The sequence below is a fragment of the Pseudoduganella rivuli genome (assembly GCF_009674485.1).
GTDB lineage: Bacteria > Pseudomonadota > Gammaproteobacteria > Burkholderiales > Burkholderiaceae_D > Rugamonas > Rugamonas rivuli_B.
Genome location: NZ_WKJJ01000027.1, coordinates 75,670 through 95,917, shown reverse-complemented (window position 1 = coordinate 95,917; position 20,248 = coordinate 75,670). Strand labels below are relative to the sequence as shown.

General features: G+C 59.7%; 17 protein-coding genes. 16 read left to right on the top strand and 1 reads right to left on the bottom strand.

The genetic code is table 11. From position 1 onward, the window contains the following. The 16 genes from GJ700_RS30870 to GJ700_RS30795 all read left to right on the top strand — a co-directional run. Positions 1-357, top strand: a 357-nt coding sequence (locus GJ700_RS30870; protein WP_154381322.1) for a DUF4115 domain-containing protein, incomplete at its 5' end; no start/stop codon positions are given. 24 nt (positions 358-381) lie between these two features. Then, complete coding sequence (ispG, locus tag GJ700_RS30865) at positions 382-1,641, top strand: flavodoxin-dependent (E)-4-hydroxy-3-methylbut-2-enyl-diphosphate synthase (RefSeq protein WP_154381334.1); 1,260 nt, start codon at positions 382-384, stop codon at positions 1,639-1,641. Further along, on the top strand, positions 1,641-2,999 hold the full coding sequence (gene hisS, locus GJ700_RS30860) for a histidine--tRNA ligase (RefSeq protein WP_154381320.1): 1,359 nt from the start codon (positions 1,641-1,643) through the stop codon (positions 2,997-2,999). The genes ispG and hisS overlap by 1 nt, the downstream gene beginning before the upstream one ends. 47 nt (positions 3,000-3,046) lie before the next feature. Beyond that, a complete protein-coding gene (locus GJ700_RS30855; protein ID WP_154381318.1) occupies positions 3,047-3,703 on the top strand; it encodes a YfgM family protein in 657 nt (218 codons plus the stop codon). A gap of 219 nt (positions 3,704-3,922) precedes the next feature. Next, entirely contained in the window at positions 3,923-5,083 is a 1,161-nt protein-coding gene (gene bamB, locus GJ700_RS30850; protein ID WP_154381316.1) for an outer membrane protein assembly factor BamB, read from the top strand. Between the two features lie 9 nt (positions 5,084-5,092). After that, positions 5,093-6,436, top strand: a complete 1,344-nt coding sequence (gene der, locus GJ700_RS30845; RefSeq protein WP_154381314.1) for a ribosome biogenesis GTPase Der — start codon at positions 5,093-5,095, stop codon at positions 6,434-6,436. Positions 6,437-6,586: 150 nt separating this feature from the next. Further along, complete coding sequence (gene hfq / locus GJ700_RS30840) at positions 6,587-6,823, top strand: RNA chaperone Hfq (RefSeq protein ID WP_154381312.1); 237 nt, start codon at positions 6,587-6,589, stop codon at positions 6,821-6,823. Positions 6,824-6,867: 44 nt separating this feature from the next. Next, the gene (gene hflX / locus GJ700_RS30835) at positions 6,868-8,034 is read left to right on the top strand and encodes a GTPase HflX (protein ID WP_154381310.1); all 1,167 of its coding nucleotides are present in this window, start codon (positions 6,868-6,870) and stop codon (positions 8,032-8,034) included. A gap of 1 nt (position 8,035) precedes the next feature. Further along, a complete protein-coding gene (gene hflK, locus GJ700_RS30830) occupies positions 8,036-9,334 on the top strand; it encodes an FtsH protease activity modulator HflK (RefSeq protein ID WP_154381307.1) in 1,299 nt (432 codons plus the stop codon). Next, complete coding sequence (gene hflC / locus GJ700_RS30825; RefSeq protein ID WP_154381305.1) at positions 9,334-10,212, top strand: protease modulator HflC; 879 nt, start codon at positions 9,334-9,336, stop codon at positions 10,210-10,212. The genes hflK and hflC overlap by 1 nt, the downstream gene beginning before the upstream one ends. Positions 10,213-10,404: 192 nt before the next feature. Further along, positions 10,405-11,565 carry an ATP phosphoribosyltransferase regulatory subunit gene (locus GJ700_RS30820; protein WP_154381303.1) on the top strand — a complete coding sequence of 387 codons (1,161 nt, stop codon included), beginning with the start codon at positions 10,405-10,407 and terminating at the stop codon, positions 11,563-11,565. Between the two features lie 4 nt (positions 11,566-11,569). Continuing rightward, the gene (locus tag GJ700_RS30815; protein ID WP_154381301.1) at positions 11,570-12,883 is read left to right on the top strand and encodes an adenylosuccinate synthase; all 1,314 of its coding nucleotides are present in this window, start codon (positions 11,570-11,572) and stop codon (positions 12,881-12,883) included. Positions 12,884-12,897: 14 nt separating this feature from the next. Further along, positions 12,898-13,443: a phosphoribosyltransferase gene (locus GJ700_RS30810; protein WP_154381299.1), complete on the top strand. Its 546-nt coding sequence runs from the start codon at positions 12,898-12,900 to the stop codon at positions 13,441-13,443. Between the two features lie 117 nt (positions 13,444-13,560). Continuing rightward, positions 13,561-14,157: a MarC family protein gene (locus GJ700_RS30805; protein ID WP_154381297.1), complete on the top strand. Its 597-nt coding sequence runs from the start codon at positions 13,561-13,563 to the stop codon at positions 14,155-14,157. 17 nt (positions 14,158-14,174) lie between these two features. Continuing rightward, on the top strand, positions 14,175-14,966 hold the full coding sequence (locus GJ700_RS30800; RefSeq protein ID WP_154381295.1) for a nucleotidyltransferase domain-containing protein: 792 nt from the start codon (positions 14,175-14,177) through the stop codon (positions 14,964-14,966). Between the two features lie 128 nt (positions 14,967-15,094). After that, entirely contained in the window at positions 15,095-19,822 is a 4,728-nt protein-coding gene (locus tag GJ700_RS30795; protein ID WP_229507336.1) for a DUF3320 domain-containing protein, read from the top strand. Here GJ700_RS30795 and GJ700_RS30790 read toward each other — a convergent pair. Continuing rightward, on the bottom strand, positions 19,819-20,238 hold the full coding sequence (locus tag GJ700_RS30790; protein ID WP_154381293.1) for a YybH family protein: 420 nt from the start codon (positions 20,236-20,238) through the stop codon (positions 19,819-19,821). The genes GJ700_RS30795 and GJ700_RS30790 overlap by 4 nt on opposite strands. Positions 20,239-20,248 lie beyond the last annotated feature (10 nt).

The window sequence follows — 20,248 nt, the reverse complement described above, 5'->3', positions numbered from 1 at the left end:
GGCGCGGCGCCAGGCGCAACGCCGGCCGGCGCGGCCAAACCGGGCGCCCAGCCGGCAGCGGCCGCACCAGTGGCGGCACAGCCAACGCCGGCCGCCGCAGCGCCTGCTGCGCCTGCCGCAGGTGGTGCGCTGGTGCTGACGGCCACCGAAGATTCGTGGATCACGATCCAGCCGCCGGGCAAGAAAGCCCTGGTGTCGCGCATGCTGAAAGCAGGCAGCACGGAAACGTTCGAGATCACGGAACCGGCACTGCTGATCGTCGGCAAGCCGACCCATGTGAAGGCGACCTTGCGCGGCGCGGCGCTGGATTTGCCGGCCGTCCAGGGCGGCACGATTTCGCGCGTCAACGTTAAATAAGCAGGTAACAGCAGCATGAGCAGCATGACCGATACGAATATTGCCATCCCTTCCGGCCCGCTGGGCCGCCGCGGCAGCCGCCGCGTACTGGTCCAGCATGGCGACCGCAAGATCTGGGTGGGCGGCGACGCACCCGTCGTGGTGCAATCGATGACCAATACCGACACGGCCGACGCCGTCGGCACGGCGATCCAGATCAAGGAACTGGCGCGCGCCGGTTCGGAACTGGTGCGCCTGACGGTGGACCGTCCGGAAGCGGCGCAAGCCGTGCCGTACATCCGCGACCAGCTGGACAAGATGGGCGTCGACGTGCCGCTGGTGGGCGACTTCCACTACAACGGCCATACTTTGCTGACGGACTATCCGGACTGCGCGCAGGCGCTGTCGAAGTACCGCATCAATCCCGGCAACGTGGGCAAGGGCGCCAAGCGCGACACGCAGTTCGCGCAAATGATCGAAGTGGCGATGAAGTATGACAAGCCGGTGCGTATCGGTGTCAACTGGGGCAGCCTGGACCAGGCGCTGCTGGCCCGCATCATGGACGAGAACGCGTCCCGCGCGAATCCGTGGAGCGCGCAAGCGGTCATGTATGAAGCGCTGATCACGTCGGCGATTGAAAACGCCGTGCGCGCGGAAGAGCTGGGCATGGGCCGCGACAAGATCATCCTGTCGTGCAAGGTGTCCGGCGTGCAGGATTTGATTGCCGTTTACCGCGAACTGGCAAAACGCTGCGATTACCCGCTGCACCTGGGCCTGACCGAGGCCGGCATGGGCAGCAAAGGCATCGTCGCCTCGACGGCGGCCTTGTCCGTCCTGCTGCAGGAAGGCATCGGCGACACCATCCGTGTCTCGCTGACGCCGGAACCGGGCGGCGACCGCACCAAGGAAGTGGTGGTCAGCCAGGAAATCCTGCAAACCATGGGCTTGCGCAAATTCACGCCAATGGTGATCGCGTGCCCGGGCTGTGGCCGCACCACGTCCACCGTGTTCCAGGAACTGGCGGACGATATCCAGACCTTCCTGCGCGAGCAGATGCCGGAATGGAAAAAGACTTACGCGGGGGTGGAGAACATGAATGTGGCCGTGATGGGTTGCATCGTCAACGGCCCCGGTGAATCGAAACACGCCAACATCGGCATCAGCCTGCCGGGCACGGGCGAATCGCCCGCCGCCCCGGTGTTTGTCGATGGCGAAAAGGTGGCGACCTTGCGCGGCGATAACATCGTCGGCGAATTCCAGGCCATCGTGCTGAACTACGTTAAAACGAATTACGGTAATAAATAATGTCTGAAAATAAAAAAGCTGAAAAAATCGTCGGTATCAAAGGCATGAACGACTTGCTGCCGGCTGACGGGCACCTGTGGGAATTGTTTGAAAACACGGCGCAATCGGTGGTGCAAAGCTACGGCTTCCAGCAAATCCGCACGCCGATCGTCGAAGAGACGCGCCTGTTCGCGCGCGCCATCGGCGCCGTGACGGACATCGTTGAAAAGGAAATGTATTCGTTCACGGATTCCATGAACGGCGACCAGTTGACCCTGCGTCCGGAAGGCACCGCCAGCGTGGTGCGCTCGGTACTGGAGCATAACCTTGCCTATAACGGCCCGGTGCGCCTGTGGTACAAGGGCCCGATGTTCCGCCACGAAAAACCGCAGCGCGGCCGCTACCGCCAGTTCCACCAGTTCGGCTGCGAAGCCGTGGGCTTCACCGGCCCGGACGTGGACGCGGAAATGATCATGATGTGCCGCCGCCTGTGGGATGACCTGGGCCTGGACAAGATCCGCCTGGAACTGAACTCGATCGGCGACGCGGCCGAGCGTGCGGCGCACCGCGTGGAACTCATTAAATATTTCGAAGCGAACATCGACCTGCTGGACGAGGAAGCCAAACGCCGCCTGCACGCCAATCCGCTGCGCATCCTGGATACGAAAAATCCAGCCATGCAAGACCTGGTCAACAACGCGCCGAAGCTGATGGAATACCTGGGCGAAGCGTCGCTGGCGCACTTCGACGGCGTGCAGAAAATCCTGAACGCGAACAACATCCCGTTCACCATCAATACGCGCCTGGTGCGCGGCCTGGATTACTACAACCGCACCGTGTTCGAATGGGTCACCGACGAACTGGGCGCGCAGGGCACCGTGTGCGCCGGCGGCCGCTATGACCCGCTGATCGAATCGTTCGGCGGCAAGCCGACCCCTGCGGTGGGCTTTGCGATGGGCATCGAGCGCCTGATCGAGCTGATGAAGTCGGCTGGCGAACCGGCTCCGGCGAACCAGTGCGACGTGTACCTGGTGCACCAGGGTGAAGCGGCGCAAATGCAGGCATTCATCCTGGGCGAGCGCCTGCGCGACGCGGGCCTGGACGTCATCCTGCACTGCGCGGCGCTGACGGGCGCGGGCAGCTTCAAGTCGCAAATGAAGAAAGCCGATGGCAGCGGCGCCGCGTTCGCCGTCATCATTGGCGAAGATGAAGTCACGAACAACACCGCCGCCGTGAAAGCCATGCGCGCCGAAGAAGGCGAGCAGCAGCAGGCGACGGTGGCGTTTGACGAAGTGGTCGATTACATCGTCGACCAGATCACCGGCAGCGGGGAAGAGCACCACCACTTCCACGTCCACGACGAAAACTGCAAGCACTGATCCGGCGCTTGTTGCGGCATTAACCTTTAACCTCAATACGAAGACTCATGGCATACGATCTCGAAGAACAAGAACAGATAGCCACCCTGAAAGCATGGTGGAACCAGTACGGTAACCTCACGTCGTGGATCCTGATCGCAGGCCTGGCCGCGTATTCGGGCTGGAATGGCTGGAACTGGTACCAGCGCAACCAGGCTTCGGACGCATCGAACCTGTATTACGAACAGCAGGATGCGCTGCAGGCGAAAGACAATGCCAAGGTGCAGCGCGCCACGGCCGACATCGAAAGCAAATTCGCCACGACCGCCTACGCGCCAATGGCCGCGCTGGCCGCCGCCAAGTATGCGTTTGACGCGAACGACTTGAAAACCGCGAAAACCCAGCTGCAATGGGTGGTCGATCACGGCAACGACGAGTACAAGGCGCTGGCGCGCGTGCGCCTGGCCGGCGTGCTGCTCGATGAAAAAGCGTATGACGAAGCATTGAAAGTGCTGGCCGCCGACGTGCCGGCGCAATTCGCCGCCGCCGTGGCCGACCGCAAGGGCGACATCCTGGCCGCGCAAAACAAGCTGGCCGAAGCACGCACCGCGTACACGGCCGCGTTGAACGCCACCGACAAGAAAAATCCGGGGCGTTCGCTGATCCAGATCAAGCTGGAATCGGTGGGTGGTACCGCGCCGGCTGAGCCGAAGGGTGCTGCATAAGTAACGCCGACGTCGCGTCATCCGTCGGGCGTTGCCGTGATGCTGGCATGGCGGCTTTGCGTGCCGCAAAACCGCCCTACGGACTCAGCGCCGTCGGACGTCGGATAGGTTGGGACATTAAATCTGTAGGGCGGTTCCCGCGCAGCGGAAGCCGCCACAGCGTGCGTCGCCGTACAAGCGGCCGTCAGCCGCAGTCAGAAAATACAAGTAAGGATTTATATGCGCATCACCGGAAAAGTTATCGGCATGAGCCTGATGGCAGCCATGGCCACTGGCTGCAGCACGTTGAGCTCGTGGAACCCGTTTGCCAGCGAAGTCAAGGACAAACCCGCCGCCCTGGTGGACATTAAGGGCGGCATGGCTGTCAAGACGGCCTGGAAATACTCGCTGGGCAAGGCGGGCGCCTACACGTTCAACCCGGCGTTCGCGGCGAACAGCGTGTTTGTCGCCGATGCCGATGGCAATGTCGCGCGCCTCGATGCGGCCACCGGCCGCGAGCAGTGGAAAGTCAAGGCCGGTTCCGACCTGACGGCCGGCGTGGGCGTGAGCCCGAACGGCAATCTGGTCGTGGTGGGTGGCGTCAAGGGCAATGTGATTGCCTTCGACGGTTCCGGCAAGCAGTTGTGGAAAGTCCAGGCCACCAGTGAAATCCTGTCGTCGCCGGTCGCGGCCAACGACGTGGTGGTGGTGCGCAGCGGCGATAACCGCGTGACGGCGTTCGAAGCGGCCACCGGCGCCAAGCGCTGGTCCGTGTTGCGCACGACGCCGGCGCTGACCCTGCGCAATGCGCCGGGCATCGTGATTGCCGGCGGCAACGTGTACATCGGCCAGCCGGGCGGCAAGCTGCTGGCGCTGACCCTGACGACGGGTGTGCCGCGCTTTGAAGTGGTGGTGGCCGAGCCGCGCGGCGCGACGGAACTGGAGCGCGTATCCGACGTGTCCGGCACGCCGTTCGTCTATGAAAACGATATCTGCGCCGTGACGTACCAGGGCAAGGTCGGCTGCTTCGACCTGGCGGCCGGTACGGCGCGCTGGAACAAGCCGGCCTCGTCCGATGTGGGTGTCGGTGTGGACCAGCGTTTCGTGTTCGTGGCCGACGCCAATGGCGCCGTCAACGCGTTTGCCCGCGAAGGCGGCCAGAGCGCGTGGAAGAATGACAAGCTGGGCAACCGCCGCCTGTCGACGCCCGCGTCGTTCGGCCGCAGCGTTGCTGTCGGCGATTTAGAAGGTTATGTCCATCTGCTGTCGCGTGAAGACGGCGCCATGTTAGGTCGGGTCGCCACCGACGGTTCGGCCATCCGGTCGACACCGGTCGTGGCTGGCTCGAATTTGATTTTCCAAACCCAGAATGGGACTGTGGCCGCCATCGCGGCCGAGTAAAGAATAAAAATGAAGCCGGTAATTGCACTTGTAGGTCGACCCAATGTCGGGAAATCGACCCTTTTTAACCGTCTGACCCGCTCGCGCGATGCGCTGGTGGCGGACATGCCTGGCCTGACGCGCGATCGCCACTATGGCGAGGGCCGCGTTGGCGAACGGCCTTTCCTGGTGGTCGATACGGGTGGTTTCGAACCCGTCGCCAAGGAAGGCATCATGTTCCAGATGGCCTTGCAGACCAAGCAGGCGGTGGCGGAAGCGGACGTGGTGATTTTCCTCGTCGACGGCCGCCAGGGCCTGACCCCGCACGATAAAACCATCGTCGACTTCCTGCGCAAGTCCAACCGCCCCGTGATGCTGGTGGTGAACAAGGCCGAAGGCATGCGCTACACGTCCGTGGTGGCGGATTTCTACGAGCTGGGCATGGGCGATCCGTATGTGATTTCCGCAGCGCACGGCGACGGCGTGCAAGACCTCGTCAACGAATCGCTGGACATCGCGTTCAAGCAGCGTCCTGCCGATGAAGAAGAATTGCTGCCGGAAGACAAGGGCGCGAAGATCGCGCTGGTCGGCCGTCCCAATGTCGGCAAGTCGACCCTGATCAACACGCTGCTGGGCGAAGAACGCGTGATCGCGTTCGACATGCCGGGCACCACGCGCGACTCGATTGAAATCCCGTTTGAACGGGACGGCAAGCAATACACGCTGATCGATACAGCCGGTATCCGCCGCCGCGGCAAAGTGTTTGAAGCCATCGAGAAATTCTCGGTGATCAAGACGCTGCAATCGATCTCGGAAGCCAACGTCGTGATCCTGATGCTGGACGCCCAGCAAGACATTTCCGAACAGGATGCCCACATTGCGGGCTTCATCCTGGAATCGGGCCGCGCACTGGTGGTGGCCGTGAATAAATGGGATGGCTTGCAGTCGGACGACCGCGATGAAATCAAGATCGACCTGGACCGCAAGCTGAACTTCCTCGGCTTCGCCAAGATGCACTACATTTCCGCGCTGCGCGCCCAGGGCATCGGTCCGCTGATGAAATCCGTGGACCAGGCGTATGCCGCCGCCATGGCCAAGCTGCCGACGCCGAAGCTGACCCGTGCGCTGGAAGAAGCGATCGAGAAGCAGGAACCGAAACGCAAGGGTGGCTTGCGTCCGAAAATGCGCTATGCGCACCAGGGCGGCATGAATCCACCGATTATCGTGATCCACGGCAACTCTTTGGATGCGATTGCGGAACCGTACAAACGCTACCTGGAAAAGCATTTCCGCGATACGTTCAACTTGGTGGGGACGCCGCTGCGCATTGAATTCCGCACGGGCAAGAACCCATTCGATACCAGAGAGAAATAATCCGGTTTTTCGGCTGTGTGCGCTGCACAAAACGCAAAAAAAGGTTACAGTAGCTTGGCAGCATTGGTCCCCAGGCAGGGATTAATGCTTGGCACTTGAAATAACGAAAGTCGCCTCCAAATCTTACACAACAACATCAATGGAGCTGTTATGAGCAATAAAGGGCAACTGTTACAAGACCCATTCCTGAATGCACTGCGCAAGGAACACGTTCCCGTCTCGATCTACCTGGTCAATGGCATCAAATTGCAAGGCCATATCGAATCCTTCGACCAATACGTCGTACTGCTGCGTAACACCGTCACGCAGATGGTGTACAAGCATGCGATTTCCACCGTGGTCCCAGCCCGCGCCGTGAATCTGAACATCGATAACGATTCGGAATAAGCATTGCGCCTGGCTTTACCCCTCCAACATAACCTGGCCGTCGTATGCGTGCAGCGCTAGTCGGTGTAGACTTCGGTCAGGGCGATTTCGCCGCCAGCATCGAGGAATTGATGCTGCTTGCCCGCTCGGCCGGCGTCGAGCCTGTCACCACGATCACAGGCAAACGTTCCAGCCCTGATGCCGCCTATTTCGTCGGCAGCGGCAAAGCCGATGAAATCGGTTTTGCCGTGCAAGATCATAAGCTGGAAATCGTCATCTTCAACCACGCGCTGTCACCCGCACAGCAGCGTAACCTGGAAAAGCGCCTCAACATCCGCGTGCTGGACCGCACCAGCCTGATCCTCGATATCTTTGCGCAGCGTGCGCAAAGCCACGAGGGCAAGCTGCAGGTGGAACTGGCGCAGCTGCAGCACCTGGCCACCCGGCTGATCCGCGGCTGGACTCACCTGGAGCGGCAAAAGGGTGGTATCGGTTTGCGCGGCCCGGGTGAAACCCAGCTGGAAACCGACCGCCGCCTGATTGGCGAGCGCGTGAAAATGCTGCGCTCGCGGCTGGCGAAACTGCGCAAGCAGCATGAAACCCAGCGCCGTTCCCGTGGCCGCAGCCACACGTTTTCCGTGTCGCTGGTCGGCTATACCAATGCCGGCAAGTCCACGCTGTTCAATGCCATGACCAAGGCCGGCGTCTATGTCGCGGACCAGTTGTTCGCGACTTTGGACACCACGTCGCGCCGCGTCTACATGGGCGAGGAAGTCGGCAACGTGGTGATCTCCGACACGGTGGGCTTCGTGCGCGAATTGCCGCACCAGCTGGTGGCCGCGTTCCGCGCCACGCTGGAAGAAACCATCCATGCGGATTTGCTGCTGCACGTGGTCGACGCGGCCAGCCCGGTGCGCATGGAGCAGATCGAGCAGGTCAACCTGGTGCTGAAGGAAATCGGCGCCGACCACATCCCGCAAATCCTGGTGTGGAACAAGATCGATGCGGCCGGCCTGGAGCCGACGGTCGAGCGGGATGAATATGATAAGATTTCCCGCGTTTTCATCAGCGCCCGCACGGGCGTGGGTCTGGACTTGCTGCGCGGCGCCATCACGGAAGCCGCCAAGTCCGCGCCTGGCATGGCATATCTGTACGAGGAGGCCGAAGGCGATTCCTCCCAGGAGGATGAGCTGGAAAGCCATTCCACTTTCACCCAAGCCGGATCACATTAGTATGCCTTTTTCCTCCTTAAAAAAAAGAATAGGCTTGAAGCTGAACTTGAACGATCCCCGCTGGGGCTCGGATAACAAGGACGGTAACAAGCAGGCCCAAGAAGGCAAGAAGCCCGACGGTCCTCCCGACCTCGATCAATTGTGGCGCGATTTCAACCAGCGCCTGAACAGCATGTTCGGCAACCGCAACCGCAATGGCGGTTCCGGCGGCGGTGGCAATGGCGGCGGTGGCAATGACATGCGCGGCGCCGGCATTACCGTGGGCGCGGTGGCGGCCGTGGCCGGCCTGATCTGGCTGGCCAGCGGCGCGTTCATCGTGCAGGAAGGCCAGACCGGCGTGGTGTTCACGTTCGGCCAGGTCAGCCACACGACGGGCCCGGGTTTCAACTGGCGCTGGCCGTATCCATTCCAGAGCGATGAAATCGTCAACCTGTCGCAAGTGCGCACGGTGGAAGTGGGTTATCGCGGCAATATCCGCAACAAGCAGGCGCGCGAATCGCTGATGCTGACGGACGATGAAAACATCATCGACATCCAGTTTGCCGTGCAGTACAAGCTGAAAGACGCCGTGCAGTGGCTGACCATCAACACGGATCCGCAGGAAACCGTGCGCCAGGTGGCGGAAACCGCGATTCGCGAAACCGTCGGCCGCAGCAAGATGGACTTCGTGCTGTATGAAGGCCGCGAAAAAGTCGCGTACGACACGCAGCGCCTGATGCAGTCCATCCTCGACAGCTATAAAGTCGGCGCGACGATCACCAACGTGACGATGCAGGGTGTGCAGCCACCGGAGCAGGTGCAGGCCGCGTTTGACGATGCCGTCAAGGCGGGCCAGGACCGCGAGCGCCTGAAAAACGAAGGCCAGGCCTACGCCAATGACGTGATTCCGAAAGCGCGCGGCTATGCATCGCGCCTGACGCAGGAAGCGGAAGCGTACCGTTCGCAGGTGGTGGAACTGGCCGAAGGTAACGCGGCCCGCTTCAAATCCGTGCTGACGGAATACCAGAAAGCGCCGGCCGTCACGCGTGACCGCCTGTACCTGGACACCATGCAGCAAATCTTCTCGTCCACCAGCAAGGTGATGGTGGATTCCCGCAATGGCAGCAACTTGCTGTACCTGCCGATGGACAAGCTGATTGCCCAGGCCGCGGCGGCGGATGTGGCGAAAGCCAACGCCACGTCGCAACCGGCGCAGCCAGTGCTGTTGCCGCCGACGGAAAGCATTCCGCAGGTGGAAATTTCGGGGCGCGCGCGCGACAGCCGTTCGCGTGACGCATCGCGTGATCGGGAGGGCCGTTAATGAATCGTTTGATTACCATCCTGGTCACAGGTTTTATCGCACTGATGCTGTTGTCGTCGACCGTGTTCGTGGTCGACCAGCGCCGCTACGCCATCGTGTTTGCCCTGGGGAGCGTGAAGGAAGTGATTTCTTCGCCGGGCCTGCATTTCAAATTGCCGCCGCCGTTCCAGAACGTGATTTACCTGGACAAGCGCATCATGACCATCGATTCGCCGGACGCCGACCGCTTCATCACGGCGGAAAAGATGAATATCCTGGTCGATGCCTTTGTTAAATGGCGCATTTCCGAGCCCAAGCTGTACTTCGTCAGCTTTGGCGGCGACGAGAGCCGGGCGCGCGACCGCATGTCGCAAATCGTCAAGGCCGCGATGAACGATGAAATCACCAAGCGCACCGTGCGCGAAGTGATTTCCGGCCAGCGCGGCGCCGTGATGGAAGCGATCCGTACCAAGGTTGTCAAGGAAGCCAGGCAAATCGGTGTGGACATTGTCGACGTGCGCCTGAAACGCGTGGATTATGTTGAGCAGATCAACAATTCCGTGTACGAGCGCATGAAGGCCGAGCGTACCCGGGTGGCGAACGAGTTGCGTTCGACCGGCGCCGCCGAGTCGGAGAAAATCCGTGCCGATGCCGACAAGCAACGCACCGTGATCCTGGCCGAGGCATACCGCGAAGCGGAAAGCGCGAAGGGCGAGGGCGACGCGAAAGCCAGCCAGATTTATGCGGAAGCCTTCGGCCGCAATCCGGAGTTCTACAAGTTCTACCGCAGCCTGGAAGCATATCGCGGCTCGTTCAAGAACCGCAGCGATGTGCTGGTGGTGGATCCGAACTCGGAGTTCTTCAAGTATTTCAAGGGGAACGGTCCGGCCGGTAAATAACGCCGAACCCGCCACAACCAAACGCCGCCTCCGGGCGGCGTTGCCTTTCCGGCTTGCATTTCTCAAAAGGGGACTTTTCGCGTACAATATGCGGTTCGGTCCTTCGTTCACCGAGCGGCGCCAGCAGGCGCACTGACGATCATTAACGCGATCATTAACGATATCTCAACAACACCGTTTCCGGTTTTTTCCATGCCGAATTGGCTATTGCCTGAACATATTGCGGACGTATTGCCGTCCGAAGCGCGCAAGATTGAAGAATTGCGCCGCCTGATGCTGGACAACTTCCGTCGCTATGGCTACGAACTGGTCATGCCGCCGCTGCTCGAGTACGTCGAGTCGCTGATGACCGGCGCTGGCCAGGACGTTGAACTGCGTACCTTTAAACTGGTCGACCAGATTTCCGGCCGCATGCTGGGCCTGCGCGCCGACATGACGACGCAGGTGGCGCGCATCGACGCGCACTTGCTGAACCGTCATTCCGTGACGCGCCTGTGCTATGCGGGCAGCGTGCTGCATACCCGTCCGTCGGGCCTGCATACGACCCGCGAGCCGCTGCAGATCGGCGCGGAAATCTATGGCCATGCCGGCCTGGAAGCGGATGCGGAAATCCAGGAACTGGCATTGGCGTCGCTGGCGCTGGCCAATTTCACCGACGTGCGGCTGGACTTGTCGCACGTGGGCGTGCTGCGCGCCATCATCGCCGAATGCCCGCAAGCGTCGAAAGACGAAGCGGCGCTGTCCGCTTTGCTGCGTGGCAAGGATGTGCCGGGCCTGGAAGTGTTGACAGCCAATTATTCCCCGGTGGTGCGCGATGCATTGCGCGCGCTGCCGAACCTGTACGGCGACGTTGACGTGCTCAAGCGTGCACGTGAAGTGTTGCCGGACGTGCCTGGCGTTGCCAAGGCGCTGGCCGAACTGGCCGCGCTGGCCGGCTCCGCCATTGGCCGTGCCGAAGTCGCCATCGACCTGGCCGACTTGCGCGGCTACCAGTACGAAAGCGGCGCGATGTTTGCGCTGTACGTGCCGGGACTGCCGAACGCGGTTGCCCGCGGCGGCCGTTATGACCATGTCGGGGAAGCGTTTGGCCGGGCCCGTCCCGCCACCGGCTTCTCGATGGACTTGCGCGAACTGGCGCGCCTGCTGCCGACCGCGGAACGCAAGCATTCGATCCGCGCGCCATGGGGCAATGCGCCTGAATTGAAAGAAAAAATCGCCGAACTGCGCAAGTCCGGCGAAGTGGTGATCCAGAGCTTGCCGGGTCACAGCGAAGAACAGGACGAGTTCGAGTGCGACCGCGCGCTGGTGCTCGACGATAGTGGTAGCAACTGGATTCTTAAAAACTTAGGTTGATGTGATGTCGAAAAAAAATATGGCAAAGAACGTTGTTGTCATCGGCACCCAATGGGGCGATGAAGGTAAAGGCAAGATCGTCGATTGGCTGACCGATCACGCCGCGGGCGTGGTGCGCTTCCAGGGCGGCCACAATGCCGGCCATACCTTGGTGATCGGTGGCGTGAAAACCGCGCTGCAACTGATCCCGTCGGGCATCATGCGCCCGGGCGTGGCGTGCTACATCGGCAACGGCGTGGTGCTGTCCGTGCCGGACGTGCTGCGTGAAATCGACAAGCTGGAAGCGGCCGGCGTGGAAGTGGCCAACCGCCTGAAAATCTCCGAAGCGTGCCCGGTCATCCTGCCGTACCACACCGCACTGGATGCGGCCCGTGAAGCGGCCCGTGGCGCCGCCAAGATCGGCACCACCGGCAAGGGCATCGGCCCGGCCTACGAAGACAAGGTGGCGCGCCGCGCCATCCGCGTGGCCGACCTGCTGAACGCCGAGCGTTTCGCCGAGAAGCTGAAAGAAAACCTGGACTACCACAACTACGTGCTGGAAAACTATCTGAAAGCACCGAAGGTGGATTACCAGAAGACCCTGGACGATGCGCTGGCCTATGTGCCGCGCCTGCGTCCGATGGTGACCGATGTGTCGTCCGCACTGCACGCCGCCTTCAAGGCCGGCGGCAACCTGCTGTTCGAAGGCGCGCAAGGTTCGCTGCTGGACATCGACCACGGCACCTATCCGTTCGTGACGTCGTCGAACTGCGTGGCCGGCAATGCCGCCGCCGGCGCCGGCGTGGGTCCTGGCATGCTGCACTACATCCTGGGCATCACCAAGGCTTACACCACCCGCGTGGGTTCCGGTCCGTTCCCGTCGGAACTGCCGACCGATGCCGGCGTGGGCCACCACCTGTCGTCCGTGGGCCATGAATTCGGCACCGTGACGGGCCGTGCCCGCCGCTGCGGCTGGTTCGACGCCGCGCTGCTGCGCCGCTCGGTCCAAATCAACGGCGTATCCGGCATGTGCATCACCAAGCTGGACGTGATGGACGGCCTGGAAACCATCAAGATCTGCACCGGCTACACGCTGGACGGCCGCACCGTGGACATCTTCCCGGTGGGCGCAGAAGATGCAGCTCGCTGCCAGCCTATCTATGAAGAGATGCCAGGCTGGACCGAGAGCACCGTTGGCGCCAAATCGCTGGCGGCGCTGCCTGCAACCGCGCGCGCTTACATCAAGCGCATCGAAGAACTGGTTGGCGTACCAGTCGACATGGTTTCGACCGGCCCGGACCGCGAAGAAACCATCGTGCTGCGCCATCCTTACGAATAAGGACCGAAAACACAATGAGCACCCCTCCCTCCGACGACAAGCACCTGTGGGTGTCCTGGGACGAATACAACCGCCTGGTCGAGCGCCTTGCTCTGAAGGTGCATGAATCTGGTTGGAAATTCGATATGGTTCTGTGCCTGGCGCGCGGCGGCGTGCGCCCTGGCGACGTGTTCTCGCGCATCTTCGATGTACCGCTGGCTATCTTGTCGACCAGCTCGTACCGCGCCGACAAAGGCACCGTGCAGGGCGACCTGGACATCGCCAAGTACATGACGATGACCCGCGGTCCGCTGTCGGGCAAGATCCTGCTGGTCGACGACCTGGCGGATTCCGGCGTGACCCTGATGAAGGTGATCGACCACGTCAAGGCCAACTTCGAAGGCGTGACGGAAGTGAAAACCGCGGTGATCTGGACCAAAGGCTCGTCCGCCTTCAAGCCGGATTACCAGATGCAGGAATTGCCGCACAACCCATGGATTCACCAGCCGTTCGAAGACTACGACGGCCTGCGCCCGCACCAGCTGGCGGCGTGGATCAAGAAGGGCGAAGCCGCGAAGTAATGTTGCGGATAGTCGAAAGAAGCGGGCTGCGGCCCGCTTTTTTTTCGTCATGGCCAAATGATTCCTCTGGGACATGCCTGTGGTGTAGACTGTATCACTCGCTGAAAGCCACCCTCCATGACCCAAGACTTCTTCCAGACCTTCATCCTGTTGCTGCTGGTGACCGACCCGTTCGGCAACGTGCCGTTATTTGCCACAGCGCTGGCCACAGTGCCGGCGGCGCGTCGTCCGAAAATCGTCGTGCGGGAATGCCTGATTGCGTTCGTGGTGCTGCTGGTGTTCATGTTCTTCGGCAGCCATTTTCTCAAGGCGCTGAGCCTGTCGGAAGCGTCGCTGCGCATCGCCGGCAGCGTGATCCTGCTGCTGATCGCGATCCGCATGATTTTCCCGCACCCGGATGGCGTGCTGGGCCGTAATGAAGGCGGCGAACCATTCATTGTGCCCCTGGCGATCCCGGCGCTGGCCGGCCCGTCGGCGCTGGCCACGGTGCTGCTGTTTTCCCGCGAAAGTACCGGCGAAGTGGTGATCCACGTGGCCGCACTGGGCGCTGTCGTCATCGTCTGGCTGGCCGTGTTCCTCGGCGCCGAGCGCTTGCAGAAAGTGCTGGGTCCGCAAGTGATGACGGCATTCGAGCGCCTGATGGGCTTGATCCTGGCGGCGATGTCGATCGAGATGCTGCTGGGCGGTATACGCGAGTTTGTGAAGACCCTGTAATGTGAAGAATGCAGCGAATGATTGAAGAACACGTTCGAGCGGAAGTGCTCGCGCGCTTGGCGAAAGCTGAGCGCGACCATGATGTCAAAATACTGCTGGCCGTCGAATCGGGCAGCCGCGCGTGGGGATTTGCATCTCCCAACAGCGATTACGATGCCCGCTTTATTTATGTGAATCGCCCGGAATGGTACTTGTCGGTTGGTCTCGAGGAAAAGCGCGACGTCATTGAGTATCCGATTGTCGACGACCTGGATGTCAATGGCTGGGATTTGCGCAAGGCTTTGCGGCTGTTCTGGAAATCCAATCCCGCGTTTATGGAATGGATACAGTCCCCGATCATCTATATGCAGCAGGGGGCATTTGCGGACGACAGCAGGGCGCTGATGCGCGATGTGTATTCCATTGAAAGCGGGATCTACCATTACCGCAGCATGGCAAAAACGAATTTCCGTGGATATTTGCAAACGGAATTGGTGCCATTGAAAAAGTACTTTTATGTGCTGCGCCCCTTGCTTGCGGTGCGCTGGCTCGAGCGGTATGGCACGCCGGCGCCGATCGAATTTCACAAGCTGCTGGAAACCCTCGATGGCGACCGGCCATTGCTGAATGCCATCGATGCGCTGCTGGAACAAAAGCGCGCCAGTCCGGAATTGGGTCTGTCACCGCAAGTGCCTGCGATCCAGGAATTCATTGTCAAGGAACTGGATCGCTTGCACTCAATCGCGCCTGCGCATTTTGAGCGAAAGAATGTTGAGCCTGGTTTATCCAACGTGTTTCGGAAAGTCCTTGCGGAGGCTTGGGTGCCGTAATCATAGCCTGTATATTTGCATTCGTTCATTTCACGTGTTTCCTTTCTTTGGCTTTGTAGGTTTCTTATAATTTACGCAGCGCTGCAATACCTGAAGCCTGCCAGCGCACTTGATGAAAGGTGCTAGCAATGGCAAACGGAATGGATGAAATAGTGAATGGGCAGAGTGATACTGCCGTTGTACAGCCGCCGCATGGCAAGGACAAGCCGGCATTGGCACGTTTGTTCGATGATGCAAGGAAACGATTGGTCGAGACGGGTACTCGCAATCGCTTGGTGCATGTAAATCGACAAAGTACTCGAGGTAACGTCATTAATATCGTCAACGAACGTTCCGACGATATTTACGCAATTCTTTCCAGCGGGAAGGCTATGCGTTTCCTTGCGATCGGCAAGGATACAGAGCCAGATGACCTTCGATTGGCTGGCAACGCTGAGCAGGAATTTGATACTGAGCGTTATACAGACTCTTTATTGGAAACCCGGCTGGGCCCGGACGCGCTTCAAAAGCGCTTGTTGAAAATTGCCCGTGAAGCGCAGACGGCAGAAGAGGAGTCCGGCGTCAACGTGCTTTACCTGGCGCTTGGGTTTCTCACGTGGTTTGAGGATAAGGCATCCGCCATGCCCCGCAGTGCGCCATTGGTGCTGTTGCCCGTACAACTAGTTCGCAACCAGCGGACTTCAACTTATGACCTGCGTTTGCGTGACGAAGATCTGGTCACTAATCTTCCTTTGCAACAGCGTCTTAAAGACGATTTCGGCCTGACATTGCCCGAACTCGAGACTGATGAAGGCTGGACTCCTGCTGCGTATTTCGACCAGATCGCGTCGGTGATCTCACATCATGCCAACTGGGAAATAGAGCACGACGGCATGCAGCTTGGTTTCTTTTCGTTCTCGAAGCTGCTCATGTACCGTGACCTGTCGCCGGATGCGTGGCCAGATGGGGCGTTAACAAAGCATGGTCTTACGCAGGGTTTGCTTTATGAAGGCTTTGCATCCGAGTCGCCACTGATTCGCGCGGAAGATCGCTTGGATGACTTGCTGCCACCGGAAAAAATCTTTCATGTGGTTGATGCCGATGCTTCGCAGGCCATTGTGATCGAAGAAGTCCGGCAGGGACGTAACCTCGTAGTGCAGGGACCACCGGGAACAGGTAAGTCGCAGACCATTACCAATATCATTGCGGCAGCAGTAAGGGAAGGACGGCGCGTACTGTTTGTGGCCGAAAAAATGGCGGCATTGTCCGTTGTGCATGAGCGGCTGGTCAAAGTGGGCTTGAAAGATATTTGCCTGGAACTGCATTCCCGTACAGCAAATAAGAAGGCTGTGCTTGCCGAGTTGGCACACACCATCGCCAAATCATCGTCTGCTACACCCGCAATGCCTGGCGCACCCACCGAGCTAACCCAGGCGCGGGACAGGTTGAATCTCGCGATCCAGCAATTGCATCGGCCGATAGGTGTAAGCGGGGAAACGCCGTTCAGTGTCATGGGAACGCAGTCGCTGCTGATTGGGCGGCAAGTGCCCGCCCCCAGCATTGGTGACAAGAGCCTCACAGGGATGGCGTCCGGGCAAGTAAATGCGCTGATCGACGTGCTGAACAAGTACGGTGAGTTGCTGTCCACGGAAGGACATCCGGACGCACATCCGTTTGTGGGCATCGGGAACCTTGATTTGCAGCCGACCGACCTGTCCCGGCTGACGCGATTGCTGGATAGCGCAATTCAACGCATTGAAGACTACAGTGCAGCGCTGTCCGAAGCGGCTGGAGTACTTGGAGTCGACTTTCCCCTGACCGCAGCCAATGGCCGGACGCTGGCGGAAACGCTGACGGCATTGTGCGGTTTGCCTGCGGACGAAACGGAGCTTGCCTTACAGGTACAATCTTTGCAGGATATCGGGCGATTGCGGCAGATTGTGGAAGCTGGTGTTGCATGGCGTACCGAACGTGATGCGGCCCGTGCGTTGTTTGTTGACTCAGCGTTCGAGACATCGCCACTCGCATTGCGAGGCGCCCTGGCGGAAGGGGCGCAATCGTTTTTTGCCCGATGGTTTGGCGCATATCGTGGTGCTTCGCGTCAATTGGCAGGGATGTTGCGAGGCGCATTGCCAAAGACCGCGGCGGAAAGACTGGCGTTGCTGGATAGCTTGCTAGGTATTCATGCACTGAAGGCACGCTGGAAGACCGATGATGCCTATTGTGCGCAATCGTTGGGCTCGGAGTGGCGCGGAGAGATGACAGATTTCATGCGCTTGCGGGCTGTGCTTGTCTGGTGCGAACAAGCTCAACATACTCCGATACCGTGCGGGCCAGTGCAGTTGCTTGCATTGGCAAGCCAGCGAGAACACCTTTTGGAATTGCTGGTACGTATTGAAAAACTGCAGCCGCATGCACTCGCTGCAATCGATGAAGTTGTGGTGATGTTGCGGCCAAGCGAAAAGGTATTCGCGGCTCACCGCGAATTCCGCTTGATCGCCTCGTGGATGCGGGGCATGTCGGCATCGATGGAGCGCTATCCAGGCTGGGTGGCGTTGCAAGCACAGGCTTTGAAGATCGATAAAGCCGGTATTCCCGATATTGGTATGAAGATGCGGGCTGGTACGCTGTTAGCTTCGGATGCTGCAAATGAGGTTCGCTACGCCCGGGCAGAGGCGCTTTGGAATATGGCCCGGGAAGCATCGCCACTGCTGCGCGAGATTGTTCTGCAGGATCGTCATCGAAACGTTTCCGAATTTGTTGCGTATGAGCGCGCGCACCTGAAGAACAACGTCACCAGTATCGTGGCAGGGCATTTGGCACAAGTGCCACAGGGGGCAATGGGCGAGATGAAAGTGATCCGCGGAGAAATAGGCAAGAAGCGGGGTCATATTGCGTTACGCAAGCTGTTCGCCACTGCCGGTACCGCCCTGCAGCGTATCAAGCCTGTAATGCTGATGAGTCCAATTTCGGTGGCGCAGTACCTGCCGCCGGGTGCGTTGACATTTGATTTGTTGGTGATAGATGAGGCATCGCAGGTTCGCCCGGAGGAAGCGTTGGGCGCCATTACGCGGGCAGCGCAAATCGTGGTGGTAGGGGACCAGAAACAATTGCCGCCATCATCGTTCTTTGACCGCCTGCTAAGCGATGAGGTGGACGAAGCGGCGGATGAAGACAATACCGACGAGTTGCTGGGCAGTGCGGCGAAGGTTGGGGCCATGGAAAGCATTCTCAGCCTATGCGAAGCCCGTGGCCTGAATTCCCGCATGCTGCAGTGGCACTATCGTTCTCGTGATCCATCGCTGATTCACGTTTCCAACCGCGAATTTTATGGTGACAAGCTGATTCTTCCACCATCACCATTACAAAGCGATCCCGCTTTCGGCTTGAAGTTTACGCGTGTCGATGGTGTCTACGATAAGGGGGGCAAGCGGGATAATCGGCTGGAAGGCGAAGCTATCGTTCGCCGGGTGGCGGAACATGCGCGCAATTCCCCGGATACTTCGCTGGGTATCGTAACGTTTTCATCGGCGCAGCGTAATCTGATTTCAGAATTGCTGGAATTGCATCGCCGCAGCGATCGAGTTCTGGACGATTTCCTGCGCGATGGGTGTGCTGAAAGCGTGTTTGTAAAGAACATCGAAAACGTTCAAGGGGATGAGCGGGATGTCATCCTTGTGAGCGTTTGCTACGGACCGGTGATTGCAGGCGGACGTCTTACCAGCATGAGTTTTGGGCCGGTTAACGGCGAGGGCGGTGAGCGCAGGCTGAATGTCTTGTTTACGCGCGCGCGCTTGCGCTGCGAAGTCTTTGCTTCATTTGACCCGGCTGACATTGATCCAAGCCGAACCTCCCGTGACGGCGTGCGGATTCTGAAGCATTACCTGGACTATGCCAGCGGTGCGGCGCTGGCGGGCGCCTATGCTGGCGGAGGGGGCCCTGAATCGCCATTTGAAGAGGATGTGGCGAATGTTGTCGAGAGCCTGGGTTATTTACCAGATGCGCAAGTCGGAGCTAGTGGATTTCGTATCGACTTGGGTGTTCGTCATGCGGACCGGCCGGGAAGCTATTTGCTTGCAGTGGAATGTGATGGAGCGACTTATCACAGCGCACTATGGGCGCGGGAGCGCGACCGCTTGCGCCAGGATGTCTTGGAACATTTGGGCTGGCGCTTTCACCGTATCTGGAGCACTGACTGGTTCTACAACCGTAAAGCAGAGATTGAGCGTTTGCGGCGTGCGCTTGATGAAGCAAAAGCAGCCTCCGAGGCTGCTATAGCCATAAAAGGCGCCAATGCAGCGAGTGCTGATTCAACTCCCCTTGAACTGATTGTGCCATCAGTTTCCTCGATACCGGTATTGCCGGAAATAGCTGCCAAACAAATGCCGCCTTACAAGCGTTGCGTTGTCGCGATGGGGCCTTACGAGCCGCATGAAATCCCGACGAATCGATTGGCTGGGCTTGTCATTCGTATTGTGCGTGAGGAAGGGCCTATTCATTACGAGGAGGCCGCGCGTCGTGTAGCGTCTTCTTTTGGTAAAGAGAAGGCCGGTGTACGAATTGTCAGCGCTACAAAAGCTGCGTTCGAAATGGCGCAAGCCTTGGAGGAAGACGTGCTGTCGGATGGCGATTTCTGGTTCACAAAAGTACAACTGGAGGCTGTCCCGGTACGGGACAGGGCTGAAGAAACCGGTGCCACAGTAAAAGCAGCCAATATCTCAATGCTTGAAATCCGTGCTGCACTTGCAATAGCCAGGACGGATAATGCGGGTGGTGCAGACGCAGAACTGATCAGGTCAGCTGCACGTCTGCTGGGATTCAAGCGGGTAGGCGGGGATTTGCAGGACCGGCTGGCAGCAGGGCTGGCTGGCGGCTAATGCGGCCTAGCCTCCTCGACCAACGGATCCGCGTGCCGATGCACCAGCAGCCACCACCCATCCTCCCGGCGGAACGCCTCCGTCACGCGCAACGCCATCGTCACGTCATCCGGCTTGCCGGCAAACCTGACCTTTGCATGCTGCAAGCCGCTCCAGAAAGCCACGTCGCCACCGGCCGCCATGTGCAGCACCGTGAACGTGCTTTCGCCCGATGCAAAGGCCTTGGCCCCTTTGGTGTTGGCGGCGTTGACGTCCTCGGCGCCTTGCACCACGCCGCCGTTCGGGCTAAAAAACGTCGCGGGTGAAGAGGTGGCGGATAGCGCCGCCAGTGGCCCGATGTCACCGTTCACAAACGCCGTGGAAGCGCGCGAACGTTCTTCCATAAAACGCTTAAAATCGTGCAGGTCTTTGTCCATCGGCAAGTCC

Bases quoted from the DNA above. Each gene is read 5' to 3' on its own strand.
- ispG (WP_154381334.1), top strand. From the start codon at position 382: ATGACCGATACGAATATTGCCATCCCTTCCGGCCCGCTGGGCCGCCGC.
- hisS (WP_154381320.1), top strand. From the start codon at position 1,641: ATGTCTGAAAATAAAAAAGCTGAAAAAATCGTCGGTATCAAAGGCATG.
- GJ700_RS30855 (WP_154381318.1), top strand. From the start codon at position 3,047: ATGGCATACGATCTCGAAGAACAAGAACAGATAGCCACCCTGAAAGCA.
- bamB (WP_154381316.1), top strand. From the start codon at position 3,923: ATGCGCATCACCGGAAAAGTTATCGGCATGAGCCTGATGGCAGCCATG.
- der (WP_154381314.1), top strand. From the start codon at position 5,093: ATGAAGCCGGTAATTGCACTTGTAGGTCGACCCAATGTCGGGAAATCG.
- hfq (WP_154381312.1), top strand. From the start codon at position 6,587: ATGAGCAATAAAGGGCAACTGTTACAAGACCCATTCCTGAATGCACTG.
- hflX (WP_154381310.1), top strand. From the start codon at position 6,868: ATGCGTGCAGCGCTAGTCGGTGTAGACTTCGGTCAGGGCGATTTCGCC.
- hflK (WP_154381307.1), top strand. From the start codon at position 8,036: ATGCCTTTTTCCTCCTTAAAAAAAAGAATAGGCTTGAAGCTGAACTTG.
- hflC (WP_154381305.1), top strand. From the start codon at position 9,334: ATGAATCGTTTGATTACCATCCTGGTCACAGGTTTTATCGCACTGATG.
- GJ700_RS30820 (WP_154381303.1), top strand. From the start codon at position 10,405: ATGCCGAATTGGCTATTGCCTGAACATATTGCGGACGTATTGCCGTCC.
- GJ700_RS30815 (WP_154381301.1), top strand. From the start codon at position 11,570: ATGTCGAAAAAAAATATGGCAAAGAACGTTGTTGTCATCGGCACCCAA.
- GJ700_RS30810 (WP_154381299.1), top strand. From the start codon at position 12,898: ATGAGCACCCCTCCCTCCGACGACAAGCACCTGTGGGTGTCCTGGGAC.
- GJ700_RS30805 (WP_154381297.1), top strand. From the start codon at position 13,561: ATGACCCAAGACTTCTTCCAGACCTTCATCCTGTTGCTGCTGGTGACC.
- GJ700_RS30800 (WP_154381295.1), top strand. From the start codon at position 14,175: ATGATTGAAGAACACGTTCGAGCGGAAGTGCTCGCGCGCTTGGCGAAA.
- GJ700_RS30795 (WP_229507336.1), top strand. From the start codon at position 15,095: ATGGCAAACGGAATGGATGAAATAGTGAATGGGCAGAGTGATACTGCC.
- GJ700_RS30790 (WP_154381293.1), bottom strand. From the start codon at position 20,238: ATGGACAAAGACCTGCACGATTTTAAGCGTTTTATGGAAGAACGTTCG.